Annotated in this window: 19 protein-coding genes and 1 tRNA gene; 12 read left to right on the forward strand and 8 right to left on the reverse strand. The window is 62.5% G+C overall.

The features are described 5' to 3' along the window. Nucleotides 1-145: 145 nt before the first annotated feature. Together N7640_RS17945 and N7640_RS17950 are read left to right on the forward strand one after the other, a co-directional pair. Complete coding sequence (locus N7640_RS17945; protein ID WP_279905097.1) at nt 146-1,174, forward strand: hypothetical protein; 1,029 nt, start codon at nt 146-148, stop codon at nt 1,172-1,174. A 463-nt stretch (nt 1,175-1,637) separates the two neighbouring features. Next, nucleotides 1,638-2,717 (forward strand): DNA methyltransferase, encoded by a 1,080-nt coding sequence (locus tag N7640_RS17950; RefSeq protein ID WP_279905155.1) that lies wholly within the window; start codon nt 1,638-1,640, stop codon nt 2,715-2,717. Between the two features lie 332 nt (nt 2,718-3,049). On the opposite strand, the gene N7640_RS17955 is transcribed toward N7640_RS17950, so the two are convergent. Next, nucleotides 3,050-4,945, reverse strand: a complete 1,896-nt coding sequence (locus tag N7640_RS17955) for a hypothetical protein (protein WP_279905096.1) — start codon at nt 4,943-4,945, stop codon at nt 3,050-3,052. 251 nt (nt 4,946-5,196) lie between these two features. Next, the gene (locus tag N7640_RS17960; protein ID WP_279905094.1) at nt 5,197-6,141 is read right to left on the reverse strand and encodes a putative phage abortive infection protein; all 945 of its coding nucleotides are present in this window, start codon (nt 6,139-6,141) and stop codon (nt 5,197-5,199) included. A gap of 159 nt (nt 6,142-6,300) precedes the next feature. Here N7640_RS17960 and N7640_RS17965 point away from each other — a divergent pair, with 159 nt between their 5' ends. Both N7640_RS17965 and N7640_RS17970 read left to right on the forward strand, forming a co-directional pair. Continuing rightward, nucleotides 6,301-6,537 (forward strand): DUF4224 domain-containing protein, encoded by a 237-nt coding sequence (locus N7640_RS17965; RefSeq protein WP_279905093.1) that lies wholly within the window; start codon nt 6,301-6,303, stop codon nt 6,535-6,537. Nucleotide 6,538: 1 nt separating this feature from the next. Further along, nucleotides 6,539-7,558, forward strand: a complete 1,020-nt coding sequence (locus tag N7640_RS17970) for an integrase (protein WP_279905092.1) — start codon at nt 6,539-6,541, stop codon at nt 7,556-7,558. A 156-nt stretch (nt 7,559-7,714) separates the two neighbouring features. Here N7640_RS17970 and N7640_RS17975 read toward each other — a convergent pair. The 3 genes from N7640_RS17975 to N7640_RS17985 form a co-directional block, all read right to left on the reverse strand. Further along, nucleotides 7,715-7,788 (reverse strand) — tRNA-Cys (locus tag N7640_RS17975). Nucleotides 7,789-8,011: 223 nt separating this feature from the next. After that, on the reverse strand, nt 8,012-10,315 hold the full coding sequence (locus tag N7640_RS17980) for an acylase (protein WP_279905091.1): 2,304 nt from the start codon (nt 10,313-10,315) through the stop codon (nt 8,012-8,014). 69 nt (nt 10,316-10,384) lie between these two features. Next, nucleotides 10,385-10,921, reverse strand: a complete 537-nt coding sequence (locus N7640_RS17985) for a sigma-70 family RNA polymerase sigma factor (RefSeq protein ID WP_279905090.1) — start codon at nt 10,919-10,921, stop codon at nt 10,385-10,387. Between the two features lie 199 nt (nt 10,922-11,120). Between N7640_RS17985 and N7640_RS17990 the strand changes: the two genes are divergently transcribed. Beyond that, nucleotides 11,121-12,113 carry a FecR family protein gene (locus N7640_RS17990; RefSeq protein ID WP_279905089.1) on the forward strand — a complete coding sequence of 331 codons (993 nt, stop codon included), beginning with the start codon at nt 11,121-11,123 and terminating at the stop codon, nt 12,111-12,113. Nucleotides 12,114-12,193: 80 nt separating this feature from the next. Next, nucleotides 12,194-13,849, forward strand: coding sequence for a cyclic peptide export ABC transporter (locus tag N7640_RS17995; protein ID WP_279905088.1), 1,656 nt, complete (start codon nt 12,194-12,196; stop codon nt 13,847-13,849). A 32-nt stretch (nt 13,850-13,881) separates the two neighbouring features. On the opposite strand, the gene N7640_RS18000 is transcribed toward N7640_RS17995, so the two are convergent. Both N7640_RS18000 and N7640_RS18005 read right to left on the reverse strand, forming a co-directional pair. Beyond that, complete coding sequence (locus N7640_RS18000; RefSeq protein WP_279905087.1) at nt 13,882-15,009, reverse strand: cupin-like domain-containing protein; 1,128 nt, start codon at nt 15,007-15,009, stop codon at nt 13,882-13,884. Nucleotides 15,010-15,079: 70 nt separating this feature from the next. Continuing rightward, on the reverse strand, nt 15,080-16,684 hold the full coding sequence (locus N7640_RS18005; protein ID WP_279905086.1) for a PvdJ/PvdD/PvdP-like protein: 1,605 nt from the start codon (nt 16,682-16,684) through the stop codon (nt 15,080-15,082). Nucleotides 16,685-16,840: 156 nt separating this feature from the next. Here N7640_RS18005 and N7640_RS18010 point away from each other — a divergent pair, with 156 nt between their 5' ends. From N7640_RS18010 to N7640_RS18035, 6 genes are all read left to right on the forward strand, one after another. Next, nucleotides 16,841-18,220, forward strand: coding sequence for a dipeptidase (locus N7640_RS18010; protein ID WP_279905085.1), 1,380 nt, complete (start codon nt 16,841-16,843; stop codon nt 18,218-18,220). A 19-nt stretch (nt 18,221-18,239) separates the two neighbouring features. Continuing rightward, on the forward strand, nt 18,240-19,442 hold the full coding sequence (locus N7640_RS18015; protein WP_279905084.1) for a heparan-alpha-glucosaminide N-acetyltransferase domain-containing protein: 1,203 nt from the start codon (nt 18,240-18,242) through the stop codon (nt 19,440-19,442). Between the two features lie 85 nt (nt 19,443-19,527). Then, a complete protein-coding gene (locus tag N7640_RS18020; protein ID WP_279905154.1) occupies nt 19,528-20,316 on the forward strand; it encodes a formylglycine-generating enzyme family protein in 789 nt (262 codons plus the stop codon). A gap of 98 nt (nt 20,317-20,414) precedes the next feature. After that, nucleotides 20,415-21,437 (forward strand): GNAT family N-acetyltransferase, encoded by a 1,023-nt coding sequence (locus tag N7640_RS18025; RefSeq protein ID WP_279905083.1) that lies wholly within the window; start codon nt 20,415-20,417, stop codon nt 21,435-21,437. Between the two features lie 27 nt (nt 21,438-21,464). Continuing rightward, nucleotides 21,465-22,796: a SidA/IucD/PvdA family monooxygenase gene (locus N7640_RS18030; protein ID WP_279905082.1), complete on the forward strand. Its 1,332-nt coding sequence runs from the start codon at nt 21,465-21,467 to the stop codon at nt 22,794-22,796. Between the two features lie 295 nt (nt 22,797-23,091). Next, the gene (locus N7640_RS18035; protein WP_279905081.1) at nt 23,092-25,449 is read left to right on the forward strand and encodes a TonB-dependent siderophore receptor; all 2,358 of its coding nucleotides are present in this window, start codon (nt 23,092-23,094) and stop codon (nt 25,447-25,449) included. 147 nt (nt 25,450-25,596) lie between these two features. Here N7640_RS18035 and N7640_RS18040 read toward each other — a convergent pair. Continuing rightward, nucleotides 25,597-26,943, reverse strand: a 1,347-nt coding sequence (locus tag N7640_RS18040; RefSeq protein WP_279906217.1) for a thioesterase domain-containing protein, incomplete at its 5' end; no start/stop codon positions are given.

Here is a 26,943-nt window from a genome sequence, read left to right on the forward strand (position 1 = left end):
ATTTTTGGGGACCGCAGCATACCTGCGCGCCCGCTATGGCGGAACCCAGTTCATTTGCTCCGTATACCGCCGTCCCGGCGGGCCCCTATCAATCGCCTGGCTGCAGCACCGCTGCCGGCCGGGCTCTCTGCATGCCGGAGAAAGCATGTCCGCCTACGAACAGTTCCTGCAGAAGAAAGTCTGCGTCGCCCCGTCTCTCGGATTCAAGGTCGACCAGGCCCTGGTCAACCCCCGCATGAAGCCGCACTGCCAGGCGATCGTGCCATGGCTGCTCGATGGCGGCCGGCGCGCCTTGTTCGCCAGCTTCGGCCTGCACAAGACCGTCATCCAGTTGGAGGCCGTGCGCCTGGCCGCCGAGCACGCCGGAGGCCGCGGGCTGATCACCATCCCCCTCGGCGTGCGCCAGGAGTTCCGCCGCGATGCGGTGGAGCGCCTGGGCTGGGCTGAGCCGCCCCGCTTCATCCGCAGCATCGAGGAGGCCGACGAGACCGGCGTCTACTTGACCAACTACGAGACCGTGCGCGACGGCAAGCTGGACCCTCGCCACTTCGTGGCCACCAGCCTGGACGAGGCCGACTGCCTCCGCGGCTTCGGTGGCAGCAAGACATTCCGCGAGTTCATGCGCCTGTTCGCCGGCGACGATCGTAAGGCCGGCGTGAAGACCGAGGGCGTCCGGTACCGGTTCGTTGCCACGGCCACGCCCAGCCCGAACGACTATATCGAGCTGCTGGCCTACGCCGCCTACCTGGGCGTGATGGATGTCGGCGCCGCCAAGACCCGCTTCTTCAAGCGCAACAGCGAGAAGGCCGACCAGTTGACCATCCACCCCCACAAGGAGGAGGAATCCTGGTTGTGGGTCGCCAGCTGGGCGCTGTTCATCCAGAAGCCCAGCGACCTTGGATTCAGCGACGAGGGCTACACCCTGCCGGAACTGGATCTGCATTGGCACGAACTGCCCAGCGATCACAGCCAGGCCGGCACGGAGAAGGATGGCCAAGGCCGCCTGTTCAGCAATGCCGCCATCGGGGTGCAGGACGCGGAAGGTCAAGCGCGACAGCCTGCAGGACCGCATCGGCAAGCTGCAGGAGATCCGCGCGGCAGAGCCCGGCGCGCACCGGATCATCTGGCACGACCTCGAGGCCGAGCGCCACGCGATCGAGGCCGCGATCCCTGATGTGGTCAGCGTCTACGGCTCCCAGGTACTGGACGAGCGCGAACAGCTGATCGTCGAGTTCAGCGACGGCAAGTTCCCCGAGCTGGCCGCCAAGCCCGTGATCGCCGGCGCCGGCTGCAACTTCCAACGCCACTGCCACCAGGCCGTATTCCTGGGCATCGGCTTCAAGTTCCGCGACTTCATCCAGGCCGTCCACCGCATTCAGCGGTTCGGCCAGCAGCACCGCGTCCGCATCGACCTGATTTACACCGAGGCCGAGCGCGACATCCGCCGCCAGCTGGAGCGCAAGTGGCGCCAGCACGACCTACAGGCACAGAAAATGACCCAGATCATCCGCGACTTCGGCCTGGCGCACGCCGCCATGGCCCAGCAGCTGGCGCGCTCGCTCGGCGTCGAGCGCGTCGAGGCCTCCGGCGAGCACTACACCGTCGTGAACAACGACTGCGTTCTGGAAACCCAATGCATGGAGTCGGACAGCGTGCATCTGGTGCTGACCAGCATCCCGTTCGGCAACCAGTACGAGTATTCGCCCAGCTACAACGACTTCGGGCACACCGACAACGCCGAGCACTTCTGGCAGCAGATGGACTACCTGATCCCCGAGCTGTACCGCGTTCTGCAGCCTGGCCGGGTCGCCGCCATCCATGTGAAGGATCGCATCACGCCAAGCGGTATCTCCGGCATGGGCTTTCAGGTAGTCGAGCCGTTTAGCGACCAGTGCATCGCCGCCTTCCGCAAGCACGGCTTCGGCTTCCTGGCCCGCAAGACCATCGTCACCGACGTGGTGCGCGAGAACGCCCAGACCTACCGCCTCGGCTGGGCCGAGCAGTGCAAAGACGGAAGCCGCCAGGGCGCAGGCATGCCAGAGTACCTGCTGGTCTTCCGCAAGCCACCAACCGATCGCGCGAACGGCTACGCCGACGTGCCGGTGGTGAAGAGCAAGGAGGTATACACCCGGGCTCGCTGGCAGTTCGACGCCCACGGGTTCACCCGCTCCAACGGCAACCGCCCGCTGATGCCCCAGGATCTGGATGGCCTCGACCAGGCCGCCATCTTCCAGCGCTTCAAGGCCCACAGCCTGGAGAACGTCTACGACTTCCGGCATGACGTGATGATCGCCGAGCGGGTCGACAAGTCGGGATGGCTACCCAGCAGCTTCATGCTCCTGCAGCCGCAGAGCTGGCACCCGGACGTGTGGACCGACATCACCCGGATGCTGACCCTGAACAGCACTCAGGCTGCAAAGGGCCGCGAGCAGCACATCTGCCCGCTGCAGTTCGACATCGTAGACCGCGCGATCGAGCAGTACACCATGCCCGGCGAGGTCGTCTACGACCCCTTCGGCGGCATCGGCGCCACGCCCTACCGCGCGATCAAGCACGGACGCTACGGCCGCGCCTGCGAACTGTCCCCGCCCTACTTCCTCGACATGGCCGCCTACTGCGCTGCGCAGTCGCGTGACATGGCCATGCCTGACTATTCGCTCTGCTCGAGAACGAACAGGCCGGTGCGGCTTAAGCGCGATCCATGGTTTCCCAAGTGAGGGTGTAAGGGGCAGCAGTGAGCTGAACCCTACACCAGCGATCTCCACACTCGATACAGGTATAGAAATCCATGTCCTTGCCGATCGGGGCACGCTCCCCGGTTTTCTCGAAGCCATCTGGCCTGTAACCGTTGTCGACTTGGTGCATCGACTTCTCACAGCACTGATTGATCACAGCTCGTATCCCTCATCGGTTCCGGCAGGTACCGAATCATCACCCCAATTCCTCACCGCTAGCCACTGGAAAGTAGTTGCTTTCCAGAAGGGGTCCCCATGCTTAAAAGAATCCAACTCTGGAGCAGCGGCGGCGGCGTCCAATCAGCCATGGCTGCCTAAGCGGACACTGCTTCACCTGAGGCGACCGCTACTTGCTCTGCCTTAAGTAGCCGATGAACAATGCGATGACAGTTAGCGCAAAGGCACTGCAGGTCCTCGAGTCGCGTCTGGTGCTCATCAGCCATAGCAGCGACCTGAACCTTATTGTGGTGCACCTCAATGCAGGCTTCGCCTGCATCGCCATATTCCTTAACTGGATCCAGGGTGCATCGCTCGCAGAAGAGCCGCCCATGCAATGCACGGAAGTGATCCTTCTTGGCTTTTGCCAAGCCGGCCCCACGCTCCTTTCGGAGATGGGTCACGAGCCTCGGCTGCCCCTCAGACCAGACGCGATCCTCGTAGGAAATTTGCAGATCTGGGATCGGTGCAGGCTCTTCCTTCGGCAAGATCAGATAGCCAGCATCTGCAAGGATCTCGAAACATGGGCTGCCAATTCCTGCGGTGAAGTGCTTCGGTTGCACCTGAAACTCCAGCGCCTGAGTGGCAGCCAGACCGAAGACCGCTTTGGGCGGCAAGCGGCTCCCCCCTTCTACAATCAGGTCGTAGTCGGTCGACGGTCCGAATCCCGGTACCTCAACTCCGCCAAGAAAGTCTTGAACTGCTTGCCACACATGCCTCGCTGATACTCTGCGAAGCTGCTCTACCGGTAAGCGCTCGAGCTCTCTGCCGGGCTTCTGGCCTGTCGAGAAGGAGTCCGCAAGGCGCCGGATTTTCGAGGCGGACTGGCCAGCGAGGCCGAGTACTAGTTCACCTAGCTCAGTAGAGATAGCTGCCAGGTAGATGCTTTGGTTGCCGTCGCCGCTAGTCCTCTGCAACGGCGAGTACTTCTCGGGAAGCAGTTCAGCTATTTGCGGCAAGTGGTCCTTGGGTCGAATGGGGGGACTCAAGTAGGTCCAGGTAACTGGTACCTTCCATCCCATTTCGCTCCAAGTCTCACCTGCAGAGCCATATTCGGTTGGCTTGGGTGCATCGACGTAGCTGTCGCGCGCAACCCCAATGGCTTTGATCAGTGTTTCAGCGTAAGAAATGATGATGTCGCCAGGTCGCACCAGCGTAAGGTTGATATACGCCTGATTGCGCACGCCCCCCTTCTTCTCTCGTGGAGACCAGATATAGCCCTCAGCAAGCTCCACTCGGCTCGTTTGCTTATGGTTTACCCACCAGAATCCACTCGCCGGGCGCGGGTCGCAGCGATTACAGAACTGCAGTGGTTTTCCGAATTGCCGATCACTCCAATCCTTTAGCGCGTCAAGGGATTCAGAACAGACCTTGTAGTAAGAACCAGTGGTGAAGTTCTTGCCTTGGACGATCAGCTTGCATGAGGAGGTGTGCGCGAGCGGGTATTGAGGAACAGAATGTCGCTTGTCTATGTTGGCGACATACCCGGAAGGGTGGGCGCCCACCCATTCAAGGTACTGATCCTCAGCGCCCCAGAATTTCGTGACCGCCGAAAACGACACGGCGGCGGCGGCCTGCTCAGCAACTAGCGACTGGACCTCCTGGCCCGTAGCATCGTTAGTGGCTGCGCAAGTGTGACGAACTGGTGCTGATCGAACTTCGCGATGGGCTACCGCATCGGCCAGATTTGGTATCAGGTGAACCCAGCGAACACCGAGCCAATGCCTATGACCGTTAGCGAATGCCGGAGTGAGTTGGGCTTGGTCTACAAGCTCATAGGGTCTGGTGGGATCTATCTCAGCCACCGCAACGAATCCTGTGTCCTCGGCATAGGCCAAGATTCGATCGCCCTGCTGGAACCTCGTGAGAATTTTCTCACCATCGTCACCGGGCTGGTTCTCAAACCCACACGTGAGAATGCTCAATCGCTGCAGCTCCGACCACCAGTTCTGGTCCGCGGTCTTGGAGCCGATATTGAAGACGTAGTAGGTCATCTGCTTCCTGCATCGTACTGCTTCGGAAGCGAAACGCTAACGCATCAGGTCACTATCTGGCCACTGGCTTAAAGGCGATCTCAGGGATGTGCGCCTGGGAGGAATGGCCACCCTCGCCTTCACCATCGAGGGAGTCGAGTTCATCGGCGGCCATATGTATCAGCAGGCATGGCACTGCAAGTTCTCCGACGAGAAGTTCACAGTGCCCTGGTCGTTGTGCCCGCGGTCGACGCTGAATGAGTTGATATAGCTTATGCCAAGCATTTCTCTTTCAGATTGTACTTATCATAGGCAACACGATGAGGCAGGCGCTTGAATATATCCAGTGATTTAGCGAGCCGCTTTAGTTTCTTATCCTCATTGCCAACCATATAAATAAACAGCCCCTCAACCTCGGTAGCGCTTAACGACGACAGCACGATATTTACATAAAAATCCCTAGCCTTCTTGTCCGACCGCATATAGCTGGGCAGAAAAGCCACCACAAGATCATCAATCATTAAACGCGAGTCATTACAATAATCACTCACATGATGAAATATACTACTTAGCAAATGAAAATAATGCCCTGCACTATCCTCAACACTAAAAGAAAACGCCTTACAATTTTGCACAAACTGATCATAGCTAGAATCATCATCGACATAATTCAGACAGTCTGCGTGACGCGCAGCTACTTCTCTCGTTATCACTGGCAGCCCATATATTGGCTCCACAGGCCCCTTCCTCGTTTTAACTAGCGCCTCCAGAACTCTAGTTTTCATCTCCAGAAGCCCATATAGCGAAGACTCGAAATTCTGCTTCTCAATCAGGAGGCTCTGCTTATTGAAAATCTCTGTTTGTTTATTCTGGATATCAATAGCCGATCTCGCCTCGGCGCGTGCGGCCTGGACTTCTTGCGCTTGTCCCCGCAAGCTTACAAGAACTGCTATCAGAGCTAGAAAGCTAAGAGACGGGTTAAGAACTCCACCAACAAAATCCCCAATCTGCCCCCAGTGGGCAGCACTTCCGACATGCTTTGTTTCGATCAATGGAATGTCATAACCAATAAAAAAATGCGCCCCAACTAAAAGCGCGACAATCCCAAATAGCGTCAGAGCAAAAGCCAAAATCACTGAAATCAGCTGATCGATATTTCTTCCGTCCTTCGGCTCTGCTGCATTTTCGCCTGAGCTATCGTCCCAGTTACCCGCCATATCTAACTCCATCAGTTGGCTATCGGTGTTACCGCTTCGCTTGACCCTATCCCAACTCCCCTGCTTCACGCCACTGGCGAGGTATGGCCTCGCAGTCGACCTCCTCCACCGCCAACATCACACCCCGCACCTGCTGGTGCGGGGCAGCGAGGTATCGCCATGTCCGAAGCATCGGAATTCCTGGGCGACGACGAACTGGCTGCCATGATCGGCGCCAAGACGCCAAGAAAACAAATCGCCTGGCTCACCGACAAGGGCTGGAAGTTCGAGGTCAACGCGGCCAAGAGGCCTGTCGTCGGCCGGCTGTACGCGCGCCTGCGCCTGGCCGGCGTGGAGCCCACCCCATCGGTCGCAGTTGAAACACCCTGGACCCTGGGCCTGAGCAAAGTGAGCTGATATGCGCCCGAAGGACCCCGCCAATCGGGATATGCCACCACGGATGCTGAAGCGGGTGCGCACCCTACAGTCAGGAAAGCAGTGGGTAGGCTACTACTACAACGGCCGCGACGAGAACGGCAAACGTGTCGAGACTCCGCTGGGCAGCTACCTCGACGCCGCCCGCACCGAGTGGGCACGCCTGGAGCGCTCTGCCGAGCCGCCGAAGCCGAAGCACCTGATGGGCGCCATCTTCGACCGGTACGAGCGCGAGATCATCCCAGGCAAGAGCCCGCGCACCCAGCAGGACAACCGGAACGAGCTGAAGCAACTGCGCAAGGCCTTCGAGAATGCCCCCATCGACGCCATCACCCCGCACGTCGTTGCCCAGTACCGGGACGCCAGGACGACGAAGACGCGCGGCAACAGGGAAATCGCCCTGCTCTCGCACGTCATCAACATCGCCAGGGAGTGGGGGCTGACGGACAAGGAGAATCCCTGCGCGAGGGTGCGGCGGAACAAGGAGAAGGCGCGCGACTACTACGCCGCTGACGACGTGTGGGGCTGCGTGTATGCCCACGCAGTGCAGGAGCTGCGGGACGCGATGGATCTGGCCTACCTGACAGGCCAGCGGCCGGCCGACTCAATCAAGCCCATCCTGGCCGACCTGACCAAGGAGCACATGCTGGTCGCCCAGGGCAAGACCACGAAGCGCCTGCGCATTCGGCTACGCAGCGACGATGGCGAACTGACCGGCCTGGGCCGCTTCATTGAGGGGCTTCTGGAGCGCCGCAAGCTGGCCGGCATCCGCTCCAGCCCCCTGATCACCAACCCGAACGGCCTGCGGCTGAGCTATGCGATGCTGCGCAACCGCTGGAACGAGGCAAGGGCCAGGGCAGCGAAGGCGGCCGATGACGACGGCGACCGGAGCCTGGCGGAGCGCATCCGCAGCTTCCAGTTCCGAGACATTCGCCCGAAAGCCGCGTCGGAAATCGAAGACCTGACCGCCGCAAGCAGACTGCTGGGCCACTCGAAAGAGTAGATCACGAAGACGGTATACCGGCGCGTCGGCGAGGTGGTGAACCCGACGAAGTAGCCGGGCCATTGCGGAAACGATCCGGATGGTTGCGGAAACAGGGTGTTTCCCTGCGGGCAAAGAAAAAGCCCCGCAGACCTGAATCTGCGGGGCTTTCCATAGTGGAGGCCGAGGTCGGAATCGAACCGGCGTACACGGATTTGCAATCCGCTGCATGACCACTCTGCCACCCGGCCTCAAACGAAAACGCTACTCTTGGCAGCGCCTGCGTCAATAAATCGGAGTGGGGAACGAGGCTATTCTTAGCTTCTAACTCTTTGATTTAACAAAGATTTCCGCACTCACTACGTGAGCAGCGGACGCATTATGGCCTTGTTTGCAGAGCCAGGCAAGTCCAGCGTCGACTTTTTTCCTGCCCCGAATGGGGAAAGCCGCTGCTCCTCTTTCCCTTGCGCCCACCTAGTTTTTCACCATCACCTCCAGCGGGCTGAGCCTGAGGATCAGGAGGTTGGGATCGGCATCTATCTGCTCGCGCGTGAACGGGATCGGTTGCCATGCCTGGCGCGAAAAGAGCTCGGTCTGGTCCGCGAAATGCGGCGATTTCGGATCACTGGACTGCGAGAAGGCCAGCAGCCCCTTCGCCACCGGCCCCTGCTCGTCGAAGCTGACCAACTGGATGTAGCTGCTGCCGCCCACCACCTCCAGATGCCCGCCCTCTCCGGGCTGGCTCTGGATCGCGTTGTAGATGCCCAGGTGTCCGTCACCGCCGGGAATCGGGATTCGTACAGTGCCCCGCTTGGCCAGCTGGATCTGGCCCCAACTGGTGCCGGCCGGCAGATGCGTTTCAGCGATCTGACGCGCCGCCTCGCTCAGCGCCTGTTCGAGCTGCGCAGCCACTTGCGGGTCCTGCCAGGCCAGACCGCGCGGCGTGTGCAGCGGGTCCTGCGGATCGAAGGGATGACGCCAGACCGAATCGGGCTCGGCGAGCACCTTCATGAAGAGCTGGAAGTACAGCATGCCCAGCCCGCTCTCCAGCGTTGCACGCCTGTCCCACCCGGCCAGCGCCTTGCAGCTTTCCACCAGCCCCCGTTCCGCTGTGCGGGACGCGCAGAATGCCAGGAGGTCATCGAGAACCAGATCGGCCAGGTAGACCCGGTTGTCGGTCACCAGCTGTTCGAGAAACGCCTCGCTCAACGGCTTTTCCCCACGGCTTTCGAGGGACTTCAGGGCATAGCGGGTACGCGCGCTGAGCGGCCGGCCTTCGCGGCTGACCAAAGGAGAAAAGCCCGTCAGCGGTGCGGCGGGGTTGCTCAGCCAGGCGCTGTCGTTAGAGTTCTGCACGAAATCGTCGCGCTGCAGCAGCGGCAGGTCACGGCCCGCCACGACGCCGGCCTGTGCCGCCCCCGGGTCCGTCTGCCAGTTGCAATCGCTGCGGCTGCCGTCCAGGCCAGGCAGTCCGTGGGCCAGCAGGGCCTGATCGACGCACGCCCCCAGTTGCTCAGGGGAAAGCTTCGGCACCAGCGAGCCGTTCATGTACAACGCGCTGCCACGATCATCCACCGCCAGGGTGTTGACCCACGGAATCCCCTGGGTGCCCTGGATCGCCGCGCGGAAGGTCTGCAGATCGCTGGCCTGGTTCATCTCCAGCCACTGCTGCAGGACGCGGGTGTTGCCCAGGTTGACGTCCTGCAGGGCGTAGGCGTGCTGCCGGCTCCAGTCGAGCAGGCCGGGCCAGTTCAGCACCGGGCCGAAGGTGGACTCATAGATGTCCCGGGTCTGTTTCGACAGGCGCCCGTCCGCTCCGAGCACATCGATGCTCAGAGAGGTCCGGCGCAGCGGCAGACTCTTCCCGTCGAGCAGGTAGCGCGTAGGATCGTCCGGGTCCAGCGCCAGCCTGTGCAAGGTGAAGTGGCTGGAGGTATCCACGGTGTGGGTCCAGGCCAAGTGCTGGTTGAAGCCGATATTCACCACCGGCAGGCCGGGCAACGCGGCGCCCATGACGTCCAGCTTGCCCGGCACGGTCAGGTGCATCTGGTAGAAACGCAGCCCGCCGCTCCAGGGGAAGTGTGGATTGGCCAGCAGGCGTCCCTTGCCGTTCTCGGTGCGCTGCCCGCCCACAGCAATGGCATTGCTGCCGCGCTCCAGACGGAAGTCCGGCAGGCGCGCTGCCAGGTCGGTCATGGCACGAGGCCTGGACACGGCAGCCGCCTCCCGGGGCGGCGTGGCGGCCAGCATGGCATCGGCGAACTGGCCGATGCCGCCTTCGACCAACAGGCGCCGCACCAGCCGCACCATGTCGTCCTCTTCCAGCGGGCGCAACCAGGCGGCGCCACGGCAGGTGGCAGGCTGGCGGTCATCGGCCAGATAGCGATTGAATCCCTGCACGTAGCCGGACAACAGCTGGCGGATCGCAGGCGTCTGGCTGTCGCGGAACACGGCGATGGCCTCGTCGGTGTTCAGCCAGCGGAAGAAGAAGTCCGACTGGACATTCTCCATCCCGGCGGAGGAGCGCCCCTCCGAACCGAGGAAGCGGGCTCGCTCGCCCCGCACGGTCAGCACCTCATCGGCCAGCAGGCACAGGTTGTCCCGCGCGTACGCGTAGCCGATGCCATAGCCCAGGCCGTGTTCGTCGGCCGCACGGATGTGCGGAATGCCGAAGGAGGTCCAGCGGATTTCGGCTTTGTAGGTCATCGGCGCATCGGCCATTGCCGTGGCCATGAAGCACCCTGCCGCCAGTGCGATAAGAATCCTGCGCACGCCCATCTCCCGTCATGAAATACGCGCCGGGGCTCGGCGCGCGATCAGGGAGAGACGCGGTGAAGACGAGGAAATTTAGCGGTAGCGCAAGCGGGAAACCCGGCGGGCGGCATCATCGGGGTCGGCCTTGGAATACTCCATTTCCTTGACCCGGATGCGGCAATGCTTCATCGCATTGACGATGTGCTTCTCGACCATGTCCTTGGAGATGCCCATCCGCGAGGCAATCTCATGGTGGGCCATCCCGTCCAGCTTGCGCAGCAGGAAGGCTTCGCGACAGTTGGAGGGCAACTCGCCCAATGCGCGCTCGACCAGCTCGGCGCGCTGGCGCAGGTACAGCGAATCCTGCGGGGAGAGGAATTGGTTTGCGGCCTGCGCCTGTGGTTCGATATCGTCGAGCGATTCGCTCTGCCGCACGACGCTGCGGCGATGAACGTCCACGACGATGTTCAGCGCCGTACGATATAAGTAGGCCTGCGGATACTCGGCTGCGATGCCGCGCCCGCCTTCAAGCACGCGCACGTAGGCATCGTGGGCGACATCCGCTGCCAGATGCTGATCACGCAGTCGTACGGTCAGGTAATGAACCAGTTGCCGGTAATACTTCTCCATGCTCCTCCCCAGGCAGAAACGCAGCGCCCTTGCGCCCCAGGAATGCGTGACAAAAGGCCGCCATGCTTGCCCGACCAGCTACCTTGAGCCACTATCGGTCGCATTCTATACTGGCACAGTGCCAAATCATAATAATTCTCATATTTAATAGAAATCCCATTGTATTGCTTGATTGCTTCCCAGCCGAACCGGTAGCCCGATGACTCTCCACACTTCATCCCATGCGGTAGACGACAGCCTCGCCGAGGAAGCGGCCCGCTGGTGCATGCGTCTGCACGCGGATGACTGCACGGATGAGGAACGAGCGGCATTTGATCGCTGGCTGAACAGCGATCCGGCCCATGCCCGCGAGTACCAGGGCATGATGGAGATCTGGCTGGTCAGTGAGCATCTGCCCAGCCAAGCCACGCAGCCTCGCTCCCGCACCACCCTCGAGCAGGCTCCCCCGGCGAGCCCGCGCAGACGCCGGAGCAAGCGCTTCGTAGCGACCACGGCTGCGCTGGTCCTGGGGCTGGGAGGGTGGCTGGGTTGGCACCAGGGGCTGCTGCCGAACAACATCCAGCGCTATCACGCCGGCGAGAACATGCGTATCGCCACCCTGCCCGACGGTTCGCGCGCCGAGCTCAACCTGGGCACCACGCTCTGGTTCGGCAATTTCCGCGATGGCCGCAGCGTGGCGCTCCGCGAAGGCGAAGCCTATTTCGAGGTCCGGCACGATGCCGAGCACCCCTTCGTGGTATACGCCGGCAACGGCAGCATCACCGTCACCGGCACCCGCTTCAATGTCTGGACCTATGGTGACCAAGTGGTGGTCACGCTGACCGAAGGCTCGGTCAAGGTACAGAGCGATCTGAGCGAACCCAGCCAGGTGGCCTACCTGTCGCCGGGCCTGCAGGCCCGCTTCAACGATGGCGACGAACTGCCGCACGTATCGAGCGCGGGCACCAACGCGCTCTCCTGGCGCGCCGGCAAGCTGGTGCTCGACGACCTGACGCTCGCCGAGGCCCTGCCGGTGATCAACCGCTATCTGGATAAGCCGGTTCGACTGGCCGACCAGAAGACCGCACGGGTACGCATCGGCGGCATCTACGACACCCGCAACGTCGCCCAACTGGTGCAGACCCTGCCCAAGGTGCTGCCGGTCTACCTGAGCCAGAACGCCGACGGCGAGACCGTCATCCACAGCCGCTGACTAAATATCCCCCCCGCCTTCTCGTCTCAACGACTCAAGCCGAGCCCTCGGCACTCCCGTCGGCATCCGAGAAGGCCTCCATGACGCCCACCGCAGACAGCCTCACCCGCGAAACCCTGAGCATCCTCAAACCCTTCTGGCCGCAGGTGCTGCTCTCTGCACTACTTGGCATCGCCGGGGGGCTGAGCATCACCGCCCTGCTGGCCACCATCAACCGCGCCATGAACACAGAGGCCGGCCCCGACCTGGGCCTGGCGTCGCTGTTCGCCCTGCTCTGCGTCGCCACCGTGGCCTGCTCCACTCTGTCCAAGCTGCTGACCAACTACGTGGGCCAGCGGGTGGTGGCCAACCTGCGTCGGGACTTGGCATCGCGCATCCTCTGCGCCCCCATCGAACAACTGGAACGCTATCGGGCGCACCGCCTGATTCCGGTGCTGCTGAACGACATCGGCGCCCTCAGCACCTTCGCCCTGAGCGTGGCACCCATGCTGATCGCCCTGACCGTGACCCTCGGCTGCCTGACCTACCTGGCCCTGCTGTCCTGGCCGATCCTGCTGATCACGGTACTCACCGTGATCCTCGGCAGCGGCGCGCAGTACCTGGCGCACCGCAAGGGCACCCACAGCATCCAGGCGGCCCGCGACGGCGAGGACGAATTGCAGAAGCACTACCAGGCCATCTCCGCCGGCGCCAAGGAACTGCGCATCCAGAGAAGCCGCCGCCAGGACCTGCTGGACCGACAGATCCACGGCACCACCGAGCGGATCTGCCGGGCCAACATCCGCGCCGCCGGCATCTTCATCAGTGCGGAGACCTTCGGCTCGATGCTGTTCTTCGCGGTGATCGGCATGGCCATCGCCTTCCTCGCCATCTGGCCCACAGGCGAAAGGACGGTATTGGGTGGCTTCGTGCTGGTCATGCTGTACATGAAGAGCCCGCTGGAGCAGCTGGTCGACAATATTCCCAACCTCAGCCGGGCCAAGGTCGCTTTCCGCCGCATCAACGAACTGGCCCAGCGCTTTTCCACGGCCGAACCCGATCTGCTGGGTGAAAAAGCCGCGCCAACCGTCCTCGAGCTGGAGCGCATCGAGCTGCGCCAGGTGCGCTATGACTATCCCCAGACCGCCGGCAGCCAGCCCTTCCACCTGGGGCCGATCGACCTGAGCATCCGTCGAGGCGAGATAGTCTTCATCGTCGGCGAGAACGGCTGCGGCAAGACCACCCTGATCAAGCTGCTACTGGGTCTCTACGCCCCCCAACACGGCGAGATACGCCTAAACGGGCAGGCGGTTCACGCCGAGCATCGTGACGACTACCGGCAACTGTTCACCACCGTGTTTACCGATTACTACCTGTTCGACGAACTGCTTCAGGGGCGCTCCGAGCTGCCGCAGGAGGCACTCAAGTATCTGGAGCGCCTGGACATCGCCCACAAGGTCGGCATCCGCGACGGCGCCTTCACCACCACCGATCTGTCCACAGGCCAGCGCAAGCGCCTGGCCCTGGTCAACGCCTGGCTGGACGACCGCCCGGTGCTGGTGTTCGACGAGTGGGCCGCCGACCAAGACCCGGCCTTCCGCCGGGTGTTCTACACCGAGCTGCTGCCCGAGCTGAAACGCCAGGGCAAGACGATCATCGTCATCTCTCACGACGACCGCTATTTCGATATTGCCGACCAACTGGTGCACATGCATGCCGGACATGTCGTGAACGAGTCAACGACCTGTCCGGCATGAACGATTCTGGTCAGCGGATCGAGGTACGCGCGTCACCAGCCACGCCCCGAGTTGACCCAGAAATTGACGGATAGCGAGGTGGATACCGACTCGACCTGGTGGAACCAGCCATCCGGCAGGAACAGCAGGTCGCCCGCCTCTAGCTCGATGCGCAGGAAGACCACCTCTTGAGCACCCGGGAAGCGCTCGTAGTCGGGAGCGTCCGGGTTCACCTCGCAGCCCTCCAGCCCACCTTCGGGCGACGTCGACCAGGTACCCAGTGCCTCGCGATGGTGGGGGGCTGCCAGAATGAAGGACTTGCGCCCCCAGACCTGGGCGAAGAGGTTGTCCGTATCATCCCGGTGCAATGGCGTGAGCGTACCCTTGGGGCCGATCCAGATGCGCGGCTTGATGTACAGCGAGTGCTCGAAGTAGTCGGGAAAGCGGATCAGCTCAAGCAATTGGGTCGGGAGGACGTTGTTGCCCATGTAGGGCGGCGGAACACCCTCCTCCTGCTCCCCGTCGAGCGCCGCGATGAAGTCTGCCATCGAGGTCGAGCGGAAATCGCGTTCGGTGGAGAAGGTCTTCTCCACATAGTCGCCGTGCCGGGTGATACCCTGCAGCTCGGCGAAATACGTCAGCGACTCCTCGCGGCTCATGTTGAACAGCGGCCAGTCGGCCAGGGCATTGCTGATGATGACTGGCAGCCCCTGCGGCAGATAGCGGCTGCGGAACTCCTCCACCGACAGGCCATCACGCGGTCGCCGCTCTACCGCCAGCAACGGAGTCTGGGCCGCCGAGACCCGGTCGGCGGTGCGCTCCGGAGCGGCATAACGCTGATTCATGTCGCGCGTCTGCTCGGGCGGTGCAGAGCCCCGGCGAGCCGCGTCAATGATCTGCGGCAGCAACGTAGCGAGCCCCATCTGCCCACCTATCCTGAGGCGACCGCTGGCGAACAGCTCCTCGACGTCCTGCTGCCCCTGCAGAATCCCGGCGAAATCCTGCTCGCCCAGTTCGATAGTGACATCGGCGGCGGGATGGCGGCCTGGGCGGATGGTCACCTGGTCGCCGACCTCCGACCAGACGACATTGTCCGCCGAGAAGACGAACTGGAAGACCCCTCGGGCTCCTACCGCCTGCGCACCGGCGAACAGAGTGGACAATACAGCGGACAGATCCATGATCGGCTCTCCTGCAGAGCAACATGCTTTTCTCAGGAAACGAACGATGCCGGACCTGAATTATCCAGCCTCAGGCGCGCGAGGCACCACGCGCCAGGTGGCGCCCATACCAGGGCCGGCGTGGTACCCGCCCCTCCAGGCGCTCTGCCTCTTCCTCCCCGGCGAACACGATGCGCAGCGCGAGCTTCATGGTCTCGATGTCCAGCTCGCCGTCGTCGTTACGGTTACCATGTCCCCAGGCTCCGCAGCCGGCCCCCATAGGCCCCAGCCAGGGTTCGGTGACACGTACCCAGGGGCCGGGGGCGAACCAGTGCACGTCGTCGACCACCTTGCGCACCACCTGGCCGGGATGTACCTGTTCGTGAGCCAGGAACCAATCCTCGATACGGTCGTCGATCCAGCCATGGAACGACCAGAACACCGGATCGACATGGGAGGAGAACGGATCGCCCAGGTAGTCGTTGCCGGGGCGGAACCAGCGATCGGCGAAGTCGGCCGAATCTCGACCATAGAGCGCCGGAAAGCCGCTGTTGGGATCACGCGGTATCGAGGCCCAGCGCATGTGCAGCCAGTCGTGGGTGCCCAGCTCGATGCGAGCGCCCAGTTCGCTCAGGCACAAGGTGCTGAGATATTCAGGGTCCCGATACTGGGCTTCCCAGGCCTGGAAATCACCGTAGTAGCCTTCGCTGCTCTTGATGTAGTAGAGCCACTGGTTGAATTCGTCGTCGCCTTCGGACTCCCAGGCGGGCGGAACGGAAAAACCGTCGAGATTGGCCAGGTAATCCACGAATGCCTGAACTCCATGACCGATATAGGGTCTGGGCGGAGGCAGGCTGGGCCAGGAAGGAAGGTCCTGAAGGGACCTCGCACGCATCAGCATCTTTCGATGCATGAACAGGAAATCTTCCCCGGAGCCGTTACGGTGCCGATGCTTGCCCCGCGCATCACGCTCCTCACCCAGAGGACCGGCCTGCCAGCCTAGCGCGCGCAGCCCTTGGCGACGCGTCTCGTCCAGCCGGTGCCAGCGATCGCGGCTGGCATGCCAGAGCTGGTGGAACAGGCGATGACCGGGCGAGACCAGCCAGGCCTCCAGCTCCGGCGCGTAGGGCAGCCTCTCGCGAGACGAAACGAACGTCCGGCGGACCGCGACGAAATCACTTTGCGAGGTCGACAGCCCAGCCTGGACACCCGAGCGGCGCATATGCCCACTCAACGTCGCAGCACCTCCGCCGGTGCTCCACTCACCCCAGATTTCATCGAAGATCGCCGTGCACTCCAGCGAGCGTCCCTGACCATCCACCATCTTCAAGCGCAATTCCGGTGCCTTGTCGCCGGCCAGCTGGCCAAACACCTGAAGCCCCTCAGCGCCATAGGGCGGCTTCCCCAGATAACCACGCAGCGCCCGACCGCCAGGGCCAACATCCAGCAGCAATTGCACCTCACCAGGCGGAATCTCGGGAAAACCCTCGCGCCCCGCGATGAGACGAACATCCCATACGCCGACCAGCCGGCTGGTCAGCAGTGCATCCTGCAGCACCGGCACGGGCGTGCCCGGCTCGTCTGACGAAAGCTCGGCAGCCTCCGCCTCCTCCCATTTGCGATGGGCATAGATGCCCGCTGGCAAAGCCGCCGCCACTGCCAGCCCTGCCACGAACCCCCGTCGAGAAAACTTCATGCTTCGCTCGCTATCCAGCCACATCCAGCGAAAACGAACCTCGGGACAGCGGATTTATGACTGAATGGCCTCGGCGCTAAATTCCCTCTCCGCCGGCTCGTTCTCCCAACGAATCGGCCCTCACCGGTCGGCGAAACCATCAACGCTGGGAGCCCCATGAGCACTCGTCGCGCCACCTGGAAATGGCTATTCCTGATCGTTCCGTCATTGATCGCCATGGCGGCGGTCGCCCTGTTGGTCTGGTGGCTTTTCCCACCCAGCCTCCCGCCTTACCCTCTCGACGTCATGCGCAGGGCCAACGACCTGCAGGAAAGGATCCTGTCGTTCGACGCCCACCTCGATATCTCGCCCAACTTCGGCAGCGAAGGTCACGAGGCAGACCAGGACGGCTCCACGCAGTTCGACCTGGTCAAGGCCGAACGCGGTCGCCTGAGCGGTGCGGCGCTGGCCATATTCGCCTGGCCGGAATTCTGGGTCGGCGCCAACGGCCCGCACCGGCCGACCCCAGGTTTCGTCGAGGCCGCACGCAACGAGCAGGAAGCACGCTACCGGATCATCACCGGCATCGCCCGCGACTTCCCCGAACGGGCCGGCATCGCCTATACGCCGGCGGACTTCCGCCGACTGGCCCACGAAGGCAAGTTCGCCATCGTCATCAGCATGCTCAATGCCTACCCGCTGGACGACGACGTCTCGCGCCTGGACGACTGGGCCGCACGCGGCATGCGCATCTTCGGCTTCAGCTACGTGGGCAACAACGCTTGGGCGGACTCCTCCCGCCCCATGCCCTTCTTCGGTGACTCTCCCGACGAGCATGGCGGTCTCTCCGATCTTGGCCGCCAGGCCGTGAAACGGCTTAACGATCTGGGTGTGGTCATCGACGTCTCGCAGATGTCCAGCAGCGCCCTGGAACAGGTCGCCGAACTCACCCAAGCGCCGATCATCGCCTCGCACTCGAGCGTGCGCGGCCTGGTGGACCTGCCTCGCAACCTCACCGACCGGGAACTGCGCCTGATCCAAAAGACCGGCGGGGTCGTCCATATCGTCGGCTTCTCCTCGATGCTTCGCCCCTTCTCCAAGGAGACACTCGCGGAGGTCAACGTCATGCGTGCCAGCTTCGGCCTGCCGGACGTGGCCAACCTGGCCCAGGCCAGCATGCCGGCCGATCCAGTGTTCTCGATATGGCCGGAGAAGAGATTCGGCGAATACGCCAGCCAGCTCTACGGCATCCTCGAAACCGATCCTCAGGCGGGTCTGAAAGAGTTCGGCGACGCCATCGACTATGCGGTGAAGAAGATCGGCATCGACCACGTCGGCATCAGCTCCGACTTCAACGACGGCGGCGGCGTGGCCGGCTGGGAGAACGTCGGCGACGCTCGCAACGTCACCGCCGAACTCATCCAGCGCGGCTATTCGGACGAGGACATCGCCAAGCTGTGGGGCGGCAATTTCCTGAGGGTATGGGAACAGGTCCAGCAAGAGACCGCCTCAGGAATGCCTGGCAACAGGCGCCCCGTGACATCCGCCATTCGATAGCATCGACGGAACCCATCGCATGTCACCGATACTCGAAACAGCCTTTCCCAGACCCAGCGAGTCGGCAAACGAACTCGAACACGCCAGCGCCCGCACGCGCCTTGTCGCCATCGACGCTCTCAGGGGGTTGGTCCTGCTGTCCATGCTGGTCGACCACGTACGGGAGACATTCTTTCTCCACCATCCGATCGGAGATCCTGTCGACTATCAGACCACGCCGCTGGGGTTGTACCTGACCCGGATGGTGACAGAGCCTTGCGCACCGGTCTTCGTTTTCCTCACCGGTCTGTCCGCCTATCTCTTCAGCCAGACACACAGCCCCGGTGAAACCTCGCGCTTTCTGCTCAAGCGCGGACTGTTCCTCATCCTGCTCGAATTCACCTTGGTGGATTTCGCCTGGAGCGGGGAATTCCCACCACAGACCCTGAACCTACAGGTGATCTGGTGCATCGGCGTCTGCATGGTCGTGCTCGCAGGCCTGCTGAGACTTCCCAAGGCAGCCTTGTTCACCCTGGCTACCCTGATCATCGCCGGCCACAACCTGCTTGATGGCATCACCTTCGCCACGCACGATCCGCTCTACCTGCCGTGGGCCATCCTGCATCAGCGTGCCTATATCGAGTTCGAACATTTTCCGGACGTCATCACCAGCTATCCCCTGTTGCCCTGGATCGGCGTGATCCTGCTCGGCTACGTCACCGGCCCGCTTTATGCGAAAAAACTCGACCAGCGCAAACGCCTGACAACGCTCATCAGCAGTGCTGCTCTGCTGTTCATCGCCTTCATCGTGATACGCGGACTGAACATCTACGGCGAGCAACCCTGGCAGATGACGGGAGACCCGATCCTCACCTTCATGAGCTTCAAGAGCGCAACGAAGTACCCGCCTTCGCTCATGTTCCTGCTGCCCTCGCTAGCACTCACATTCGCCTTGCTGGCAATGGCCGAGATCAAGTGCCGATCCCATCTCACACGGCTGCTGGCGGTCTACGGCGCAGCACCCATGTTCTTCTATCTGCTGCACCTGTACTCCCTGAAGGTGCTCTACATCGTGGCCGTACGGATATTCGGCCCCTCGCATGGCGACTACTACGGCTTCGAAGATCTATCCAGCATCTGGCTGTGCAGCACAGCACTGGCTATCGCCCTGTTCTATCCCACCCGCTGGTTCGCCCGGCTGAAGCAGCGCCGGCGGGATATCGCCTGGCTGAAATATTTCTGAATTGTCCATCGAGGTTACGATGAAAGCACCGATGCTTTACCTGCTCGCCTGCCTGTCTCTCGCTCAGCACGCAGAAGCCACGGAAATGCCGGAGCCTGGCAGTGTCTTCAAGGACTGCCCGAACTGCCCGGAAATGGTGGTGCTGCCCGCCGGCAGCTACATCATGGGCACCCCGGAGGACGAATTCGGCCGCCAGGCCGATGAAGGCCCCCTGCACAAGGTCACCTTCGCCCGCCCCTTCGCCATCAGCCGCTTCCAGGTCACCGCCGGGGAACTGGACGCCTACATCAAGGCCACCGGCGTCGTGATCGAGAGTGGCGACGAACGTCCCGGTCGCTGGTGCGAGGCGAGCAAGCCCAGCTATCCCCAGGGCCCTCGTCAGCCGGCCGTATGCATCAACTGGTTCGAAGTACAGGCCTATACCCAGTGGTTGTCGAAGACCACCGGCAAACCCTACCGCATGGTCAGCGAAGCCGAGCGCGAGTACGCCGCCCGGGCTGGCTCCACGGGTCCCTTCCCATTCCCCTTCGACAAGGAAGGGGAATACGAGATCAGCAAGCACGCCAACGTCTATGGCCCCAAGGACGGCTACAGCTACAGCTCGCCCGTGGGCAGCTACCCGCCCAACGCCTTCGGCGTGTACGACATGCATGGCAACGTCTACGAGTTCGTCGCCGACTGCTGGCACGACAGCTACGAGGGTGCCCCGTCCGACGGCAGCGCCTGGGTCGATGACCCGAGCTGCGAAATAGTCCAGATGCGCGGCAACGACTGGGGTGAGGCGCCGATCTTCTCGCGCTCGGGCAACCGCAACACCGTCAGGAAGCAGACCCAGGGAGATTTCCTCGGTTTCCGGGTAGTACGCGAGCACTGACGCGCAGTGGCTCGATCAAAAGAGCCAGGCCCGATAAATCCCCAGCGCTCCATCCCGTTATTTCCTGGATAGCGGCCACTCAACAGCAGGATCAACCCATGACATCCGCCCTCACGAGCAATCAGGTCCGAATCGAAGCGGGCAAGGCCACCGTCGCGACCACCGGGCAGGTCCTGCTGGAGCTGGCCTGGGACCTCGAAGAACAGTGCCGTACCGTGGACTGCCGCGTCCTCAGTCGCGACGTGCCCCTTGTACGACAGGCGCTGGTTGCCGCCTACGAGGCACTCTGTGGCCGTCTGCCGGGCCTGGAACGTCTGCGCCTGGCCACCGAGGACAGCCGCGGGCTGGAGCAGCTGATCGTGGAGGGCATTCTGCACCGTGCCAGCGACGGCAGTCTCCTGTGCGAAACAGAACTGCTCTGGCAATACGCACCCCAGTGGCTGAGCCGGCAATCCCTAGGCGTCCAGCCACTGAAATACGTAATGAGCCACGGTGCACGCCACCCGCTGCGCTCGGCCAAGGCCAGCGGCGAGCTCTACCGCCGCTTCATCCCCTGGCTGAATCAGACACTGACCCTCCATGTCGCGGATGTCGACCGCGACCTGCAGACCTTCAATCGCTGGATGAACACGCCGCGCGTCGCCCACTTCTGGGAAGAGCAAGGTGATCTCGCCCGGCACCAGGCCTACCTGCAGCGGCAATTGGGCGATGCCCATACGCTACCGGTGATCGGCCGGTTCGACGGCATCCCCTTCGGCTATTTCGAGATCTACTGGGCCAAGGAAGACCGCATCGCCCCCTTTTACGACGTGGACGACTACGACCGAGGCCTGCACCTGCTGGTCGGCGAAGAGAGCTATCGCGGCAAGGCGTTCTACACCGCCTGGTTCTCTTCCATCTGCCACTACATGTTCCTCGACGACCCGCGCACCCAGCGCCTCGTCTGCGAGCCTCGCCACGACAACCAGCGGCAGATCGCCAACTTCGACCGCAGCGGCTTCGCCAAGGTCAAGCACTTCGACTTTCCCCACAAGCGTGCGTTGCTGGTGATGCTCTGGCGAGAGCGCTTCTTTTCGGAACGCCTCTACCAGCCACTACTGGGAACGGAAAACAACCTTTGAGCCCGAGCGGCGACAGGAGCCAACAGCATGAGCAATGCAGCCTCCCCATCCAGAATCCACGACCTGATAGGCGTAGGCTTCGGCCCTTCCAACCTCGCCCTGGCGATTGCCCTGGAAGAGCTGGCGAGCAGCGAAGGCCAGGCGCTGGATACCTTGTTCCTCGACAAACAGCAGCACTATCAATGGCACGGTGACACTCTGGCCAGCCAGAGCGAATTGCAGATTTCCTTCCTCAAGGACCTGGTCTCCCTGCGCACCCCGACCAGCCCCTACAGCTTCGTCAACTATCTGAAAAAACACGGCCGCCTGGTCGACTTCATCAATCTCGGCACCTTCTACCCCTGCCGCATGGAGTTCAACGACTACCTGCGCTGGGTAGCGGAGCAATTTTCCAGTCAGGCCATCTACGGCGAGGAAGTGCTGCGCATCGAGCCTGAACTCAAGAACGGCGCCATTCATCACCTCCGCCTGATCTCGCGCAATCCCCAGGGCGGAGAGCAGGTTCGCCGAGCGCGCTCGGTGGTGGTCAGCACTGGCGGTTCTCCGAAGATTCCAGCGATCTTCGCTCCTCTGCGGGACGACGCCAGGGTCTTCCATCATTCCCGCTACCTGAGCGCCCTGAGACAACTGCCCTGCAGCCAGGGCCGACCGATGCGTGTGGCCATCATCGGCTCTGGCCAGAGCGCGGCGGAAGCCTTCATCGACCTGAATGACAGCTTCCCGACCGTGAAAGCCGAAATGATCCTGAGGGGCTCGGCGCTCAAGCCGGCAGACGACTCACCCTTCGTCAACGAGATATTCGCCCCCGAATACACCGAGCTGGTCTTCCAGCAGGCACCGCAGGAACGCGAGAAACTGATCCGCGAGTACCACAACACCAACTACTCGGTGGTGGACCCGGAGCTCATCGATCGCATCTACGGTGTTCTTTACCGGCAGAAGGTCTCTCGTCAGTTCCGCCACGCCGTGCACTGCCGCCAGGAGGTCAGCGCCGCCCTGTCTAATGTCGAGGGCATAGAGCTGACGCTGCGTGACCTGGCCACCGGCCTGCAACGCACCCACCGCTACGACGCCGTGATCCTGGCGACGGGGTACGAGCGCCGTTCGCATCGGACCCTGCTCGAACCCCTGGCCGACTACCTGCTGGACTACCAGGTGGACCGCAACTACCGGGCCCAGGCCACGGAGGAACTGCACACGCCGATCTTCCTCCAGGGGTTCTGCGAAGCCTCCCATGGTCTGAGCGACACCCTGCTGTCGGTACTGCCCATGCGCGCGGAAGAGATCGGCAAGGCCCTGTACCGTGCATTGACGCCGCCCTACAACGCAGCCAGATCCGACAGTCTGCTCAGCGCCTGAGTCTTCACCACGGCTCGACTTTATCGTACCCCGCCCCTTCCCTCCCTGGCCACGCCCCTGGTTTCACCCCATGGAAACCAGGGGCGGCTGTGCAAGTGCCGCCCCGATCCCGCCACAGCTCAGGCACGCGAGCCCTCAGAGCAATGGTCAATAATAACTACATAGGTTTTTATTCCGGTTTTTTCCAGGACGGCGTTTCAATAGAGCAAATGAAAAATATTCTCATCCGTATCGAAAGAGAAATCCAAGCATGCCAGCACGACACTTGAACTCACTCCGCCCACTGGCGAAGGCCATGACGCTACGCAAGGCCCTTCGACCCAGGCTGTCCCCCATCAGTATCGGCCTGTTGCTCGCTGCCACCATGGCCCCGCAGGTCCAGGCTCAGGACTGGAATCTCAACATCCCGGCGCAACCTCTTACCCAGGCCCTCCAGGCACTTGGCGAGCAGGCCAATATCCAGATCCTGTACGACCCCAATGCCCTGCACCACCTGCGCTCCAATGCGCTGAGCGGTCGCTATCAGCTGGACGAGTCCATCAAGGTGCTGCTACAGGGTACGGGGATCACCTATGACTTGAACGGGAATGTCCTGACACTCCAGTCTCCCGCCAGCAGCAGCCTGGAGTTGCCAACCGTGGCCATCTCCGGCAAGGCGCCCGGCTCCACTACCGAAGATACTGGCTCCTACACCACCTACTCCACCAGCAGTTCGACTCGCCTGAACCTGTCCCTGCAGGAAACCCCCCAGTCCATCACCGTCCTCACCCACCAACGCCTGGAGGACCAGCGCCTGGACACCGTGGCCGCCGCGCTGGACGCGACCACCGGCATCGTCGTACAGAGCGTCCAGGTCGGCGAAGACAGCCCCGACATCATCGCTCGCGGCTCGAGGATCAATAACTTCCAGATCGATGGAATTCCCACTTCCTCATCTCTGAGCAGCGACCTCCAGGACACCTCCATCTACGACCGCATTGAAGTGGTGCGAGGCGCCACCGGCCTGATGAGCGGTCTCGGCCTGCCCTCGGCGACGGTCAACCTGATCCGCAAGCGCCCGACCTTGGAGCCCCAGGCCCAGCTCAGCGCTGAAGCCGGTAGCTGGGATCGCTACGGAGTCGGCGCCGACGTCTCCGGCCCGCTGAACGACAGCGGCACCATCCGCGGCCGTCTGGTCGCCGACTACAAGAGCCAGCACGCCTGGGTCGATCGCTTCGACCAGGACTACTACGTGCTCTACGGCATCAGCGAATTCGACCTCGGCGAAAATACACTGCTGACTGCCGGCTTCAGCCACTTGACCCGAGACACCAACTCGCCGGTCCGTCCCTACATGCTGTTCTACAGCGACGGCCAGCGGATCAAGTTCGACCCCTCGGACAACAAGTCCCCGAGCTGGTCCTACTACAACCATGATCTGGACAATGTCTTCGCCTCGCTGGAGCACACCTTCGACAGCGGCTGGAGTACCAAGGTCGAGTACAGCCACACCCGCTACCGCTACGACGCCATCGTGACCAACGTGCTCGGCACGGTGGACCCGGTCACCGGCGCGGGCACCGAGCTCTATCCCGCCCACTGGAAAAGCGATATCGACGAAAACACCCTGGATGGCTATGTCACCGGTCCGTTCTCCCTGTTTGGCCGCGAGCATGAACTGATCGCCGGTGTGACCCTCTCGCAGTTGCACGCCGAGAGCCCCGACTTCTGGGAAACCGATATCTATGCCATTCCCAACTACCACGAGTGGGCGGACAAGACGCCCAAGCCTGGCTTCACCAAGGAAGGCAAATCCGAAAACGACGAGTACCAGTACAGCGCCTACCTGAGTACACGCCTCCACCTGACCGACGCCACCAGCCTGATCCTGGGTAGCCGGGTCACCGACTGGAAGATCGAGCGTGACTACAAGGGCTTCGACGGCTTCCGCCAGGAAACCCAGAGCCGTGAAAGCGGCGTGTTCATCCCCTACGCTGGCGTCGTCCACGCCCTGGATGATGTCTGGTCGCTCTATGCCAGCTATACCAAGATCTTCCAGCCGCAGATGGCCCGTGTCATCCAGTACACCGGCGGCTCACCGATCGACCCGGAGGAAGGCACCAGCTACGAGGCCGGCGTCAAGGCCAGCTTCTACGAAGGCCGCCTGACCTCCAGCCTGGCGGTGTTCCGCACAGAACAGGACAACCTGGCCATCTGGAACAACGACATGTTCACCTACGACATCGTCAGCGGCACCAAGACCCAGGGCGTGGAGCTGGAACTCAACGGCGAACTGGCCGAAGGCTGGCAGTTCACTGGCGGCTACGCCTACAGCGTGACCACCGATGAGCATGACGACCGCATCCTCACCCGCATCCCCCGTCACAACGTGAAGACCTTCACCACCTACCGCCTGCCCGGCGCATGGAGCAAGCTCACGGTGGGCGGCGGCCTCAACTGGCAGAGCAAGATCGGGGAAAACCTGCACGCCTACTCACAGGACAGCTATTTCCTCGCCAACCTGATGGCCCGCTACGACATCAGCAAGAACCTGTCCGCCTCCGTCCATGTGAACAATCTCTTCGACAAGGAGTACTTCATGGGCGTCTCCAGCAACTACGGTACCTACGGGCCGCCGCGCAACGTCATGACCTCCCTGAAGTACAACTTCTGATCCCCACCACGCAGCGCACCCCGACAGGGGTGCGCTGACGTTTCCCCGCTCCGTCCCCACGTCATCGCCCTGTAGATCCGCATCGCCGGATCCCCGCTGGGTGCCGTTGCCCGAGCGCTGGCACCCCCTGCCCCTAGCCATGCCAGGTCAATCGACCCCGCATGGCCGGGTATCGGTGGCCTCCTCCACCTGTTGGGTCATCACACGCCGAAGGGCGTCGGTAAAGCTCCTGACAAAGCCGGGATGCCCCACCAACTGGTCGTGGTTCAGGTCGAACAGGCCGGCCCTGAAGGGCGGGCGACCCAATGCCTTCGCCATGGACGACTCGACGGACTCGATGCTGCCCTCGGCCTTGCCCCTGGCGGCCCACCAGCAGGTCACGGGGACATCGACTGGCTTGTAGTCCGACTCGGCGAAACGTTGGTCCAGAACCGTCTTGATCCGCTGCACGGCCTGTACCTCAGGCACCACCAGCTCCTGGCTCAGGGCCTGGAACTCGGCACCGAACGCCTCGGCCGCCCAGGCCGACAGAGACTGCCTGCGGACCTCAGGTTCGGCGACTCGCGATGCTATGTCCTCCCATGCTGCCACGATCCGCTCCGTCGACGCGGGAAACAGCAGGCAGAGCATCTCCACCGCCGACTCGTCCCGGGAGATCACCTGACCCTCGTCCCGGGTGTCATCGGCCCAGAACGCGGTGACATGCATCGGCGCCGGCGCATCGATCCAGCCGAGGAAGCCGACGTAGTGCCCCGCTTGCTCCAGGCGATGGGCAACATCCATGGCAAGGTTACCGCCCAGGGACCAGCCTGCCAGGTAATAGGGCCCCTGCGGCTGGACCTGCAGCAGTTGCTCGACATAGTCATCCACCATGGCATCCCATGCCGGGACATCCATGCCCTCCTCCAGCAGGGCACGACAAGCCACACCGACCACCGGCAGATCGTGTCGGAGCGCCAGAGCCAGCGGCTTGTAGCAGTGCACAGAACCGAAGCTCGGGTGGAACAGGAACAGCGAGGCTACCCCTTGCGCGCCGTTCAACCGGATCAGCGAGGTACCGCTGGGTGCCTGGTCCCCCAGGCTGGTCACCAGCTCCTGGATGGTCGAACTGCTCATCAGTTGGCTGATCTTCACATCCAGCCCACAATGCTCGGCGAGGCGGCTTTTCAGCGTGACCAGCAACAAGGAGTTGCCCCCCAGCTCGAAGAAGTTGTCGGTGAGTCCCACCCGCTCCACCTTCAGCACTTCGGCCCAGATAGCGGCGATGCTCTGCTCCAGCACCGTGCGCGGTGCCACGTAGGCCTGCTGCGACTGGCTGGCATCCGGCTGCGGCAGCGCCTTGCGGTCCAGCTTGCCGTTGCCGGTCAGCGGCAGATGCTCCAGGAACAGCAGGTGCGCCGGTACCATGTAGTCCGGCAGCACCGCCTTCAGCCGCTCGCGCAGCTCTCCACGCAGCCCGGCCTGGGCCTCCTCCTCCACGGAGTCGGTCAGCAG

Source organism: Pseudomonas sp. GD04015 (assembly GCF_029837675.1).
In the GTDB taxonomy this organism is placed as follows: Bacteria; Pseudomonadota; Gammaproteobacteria; order Pseudomonadales; family Pseudomonadaceae; genus Aquipseudomonas; species Aquipseudomonas paralcaligenes.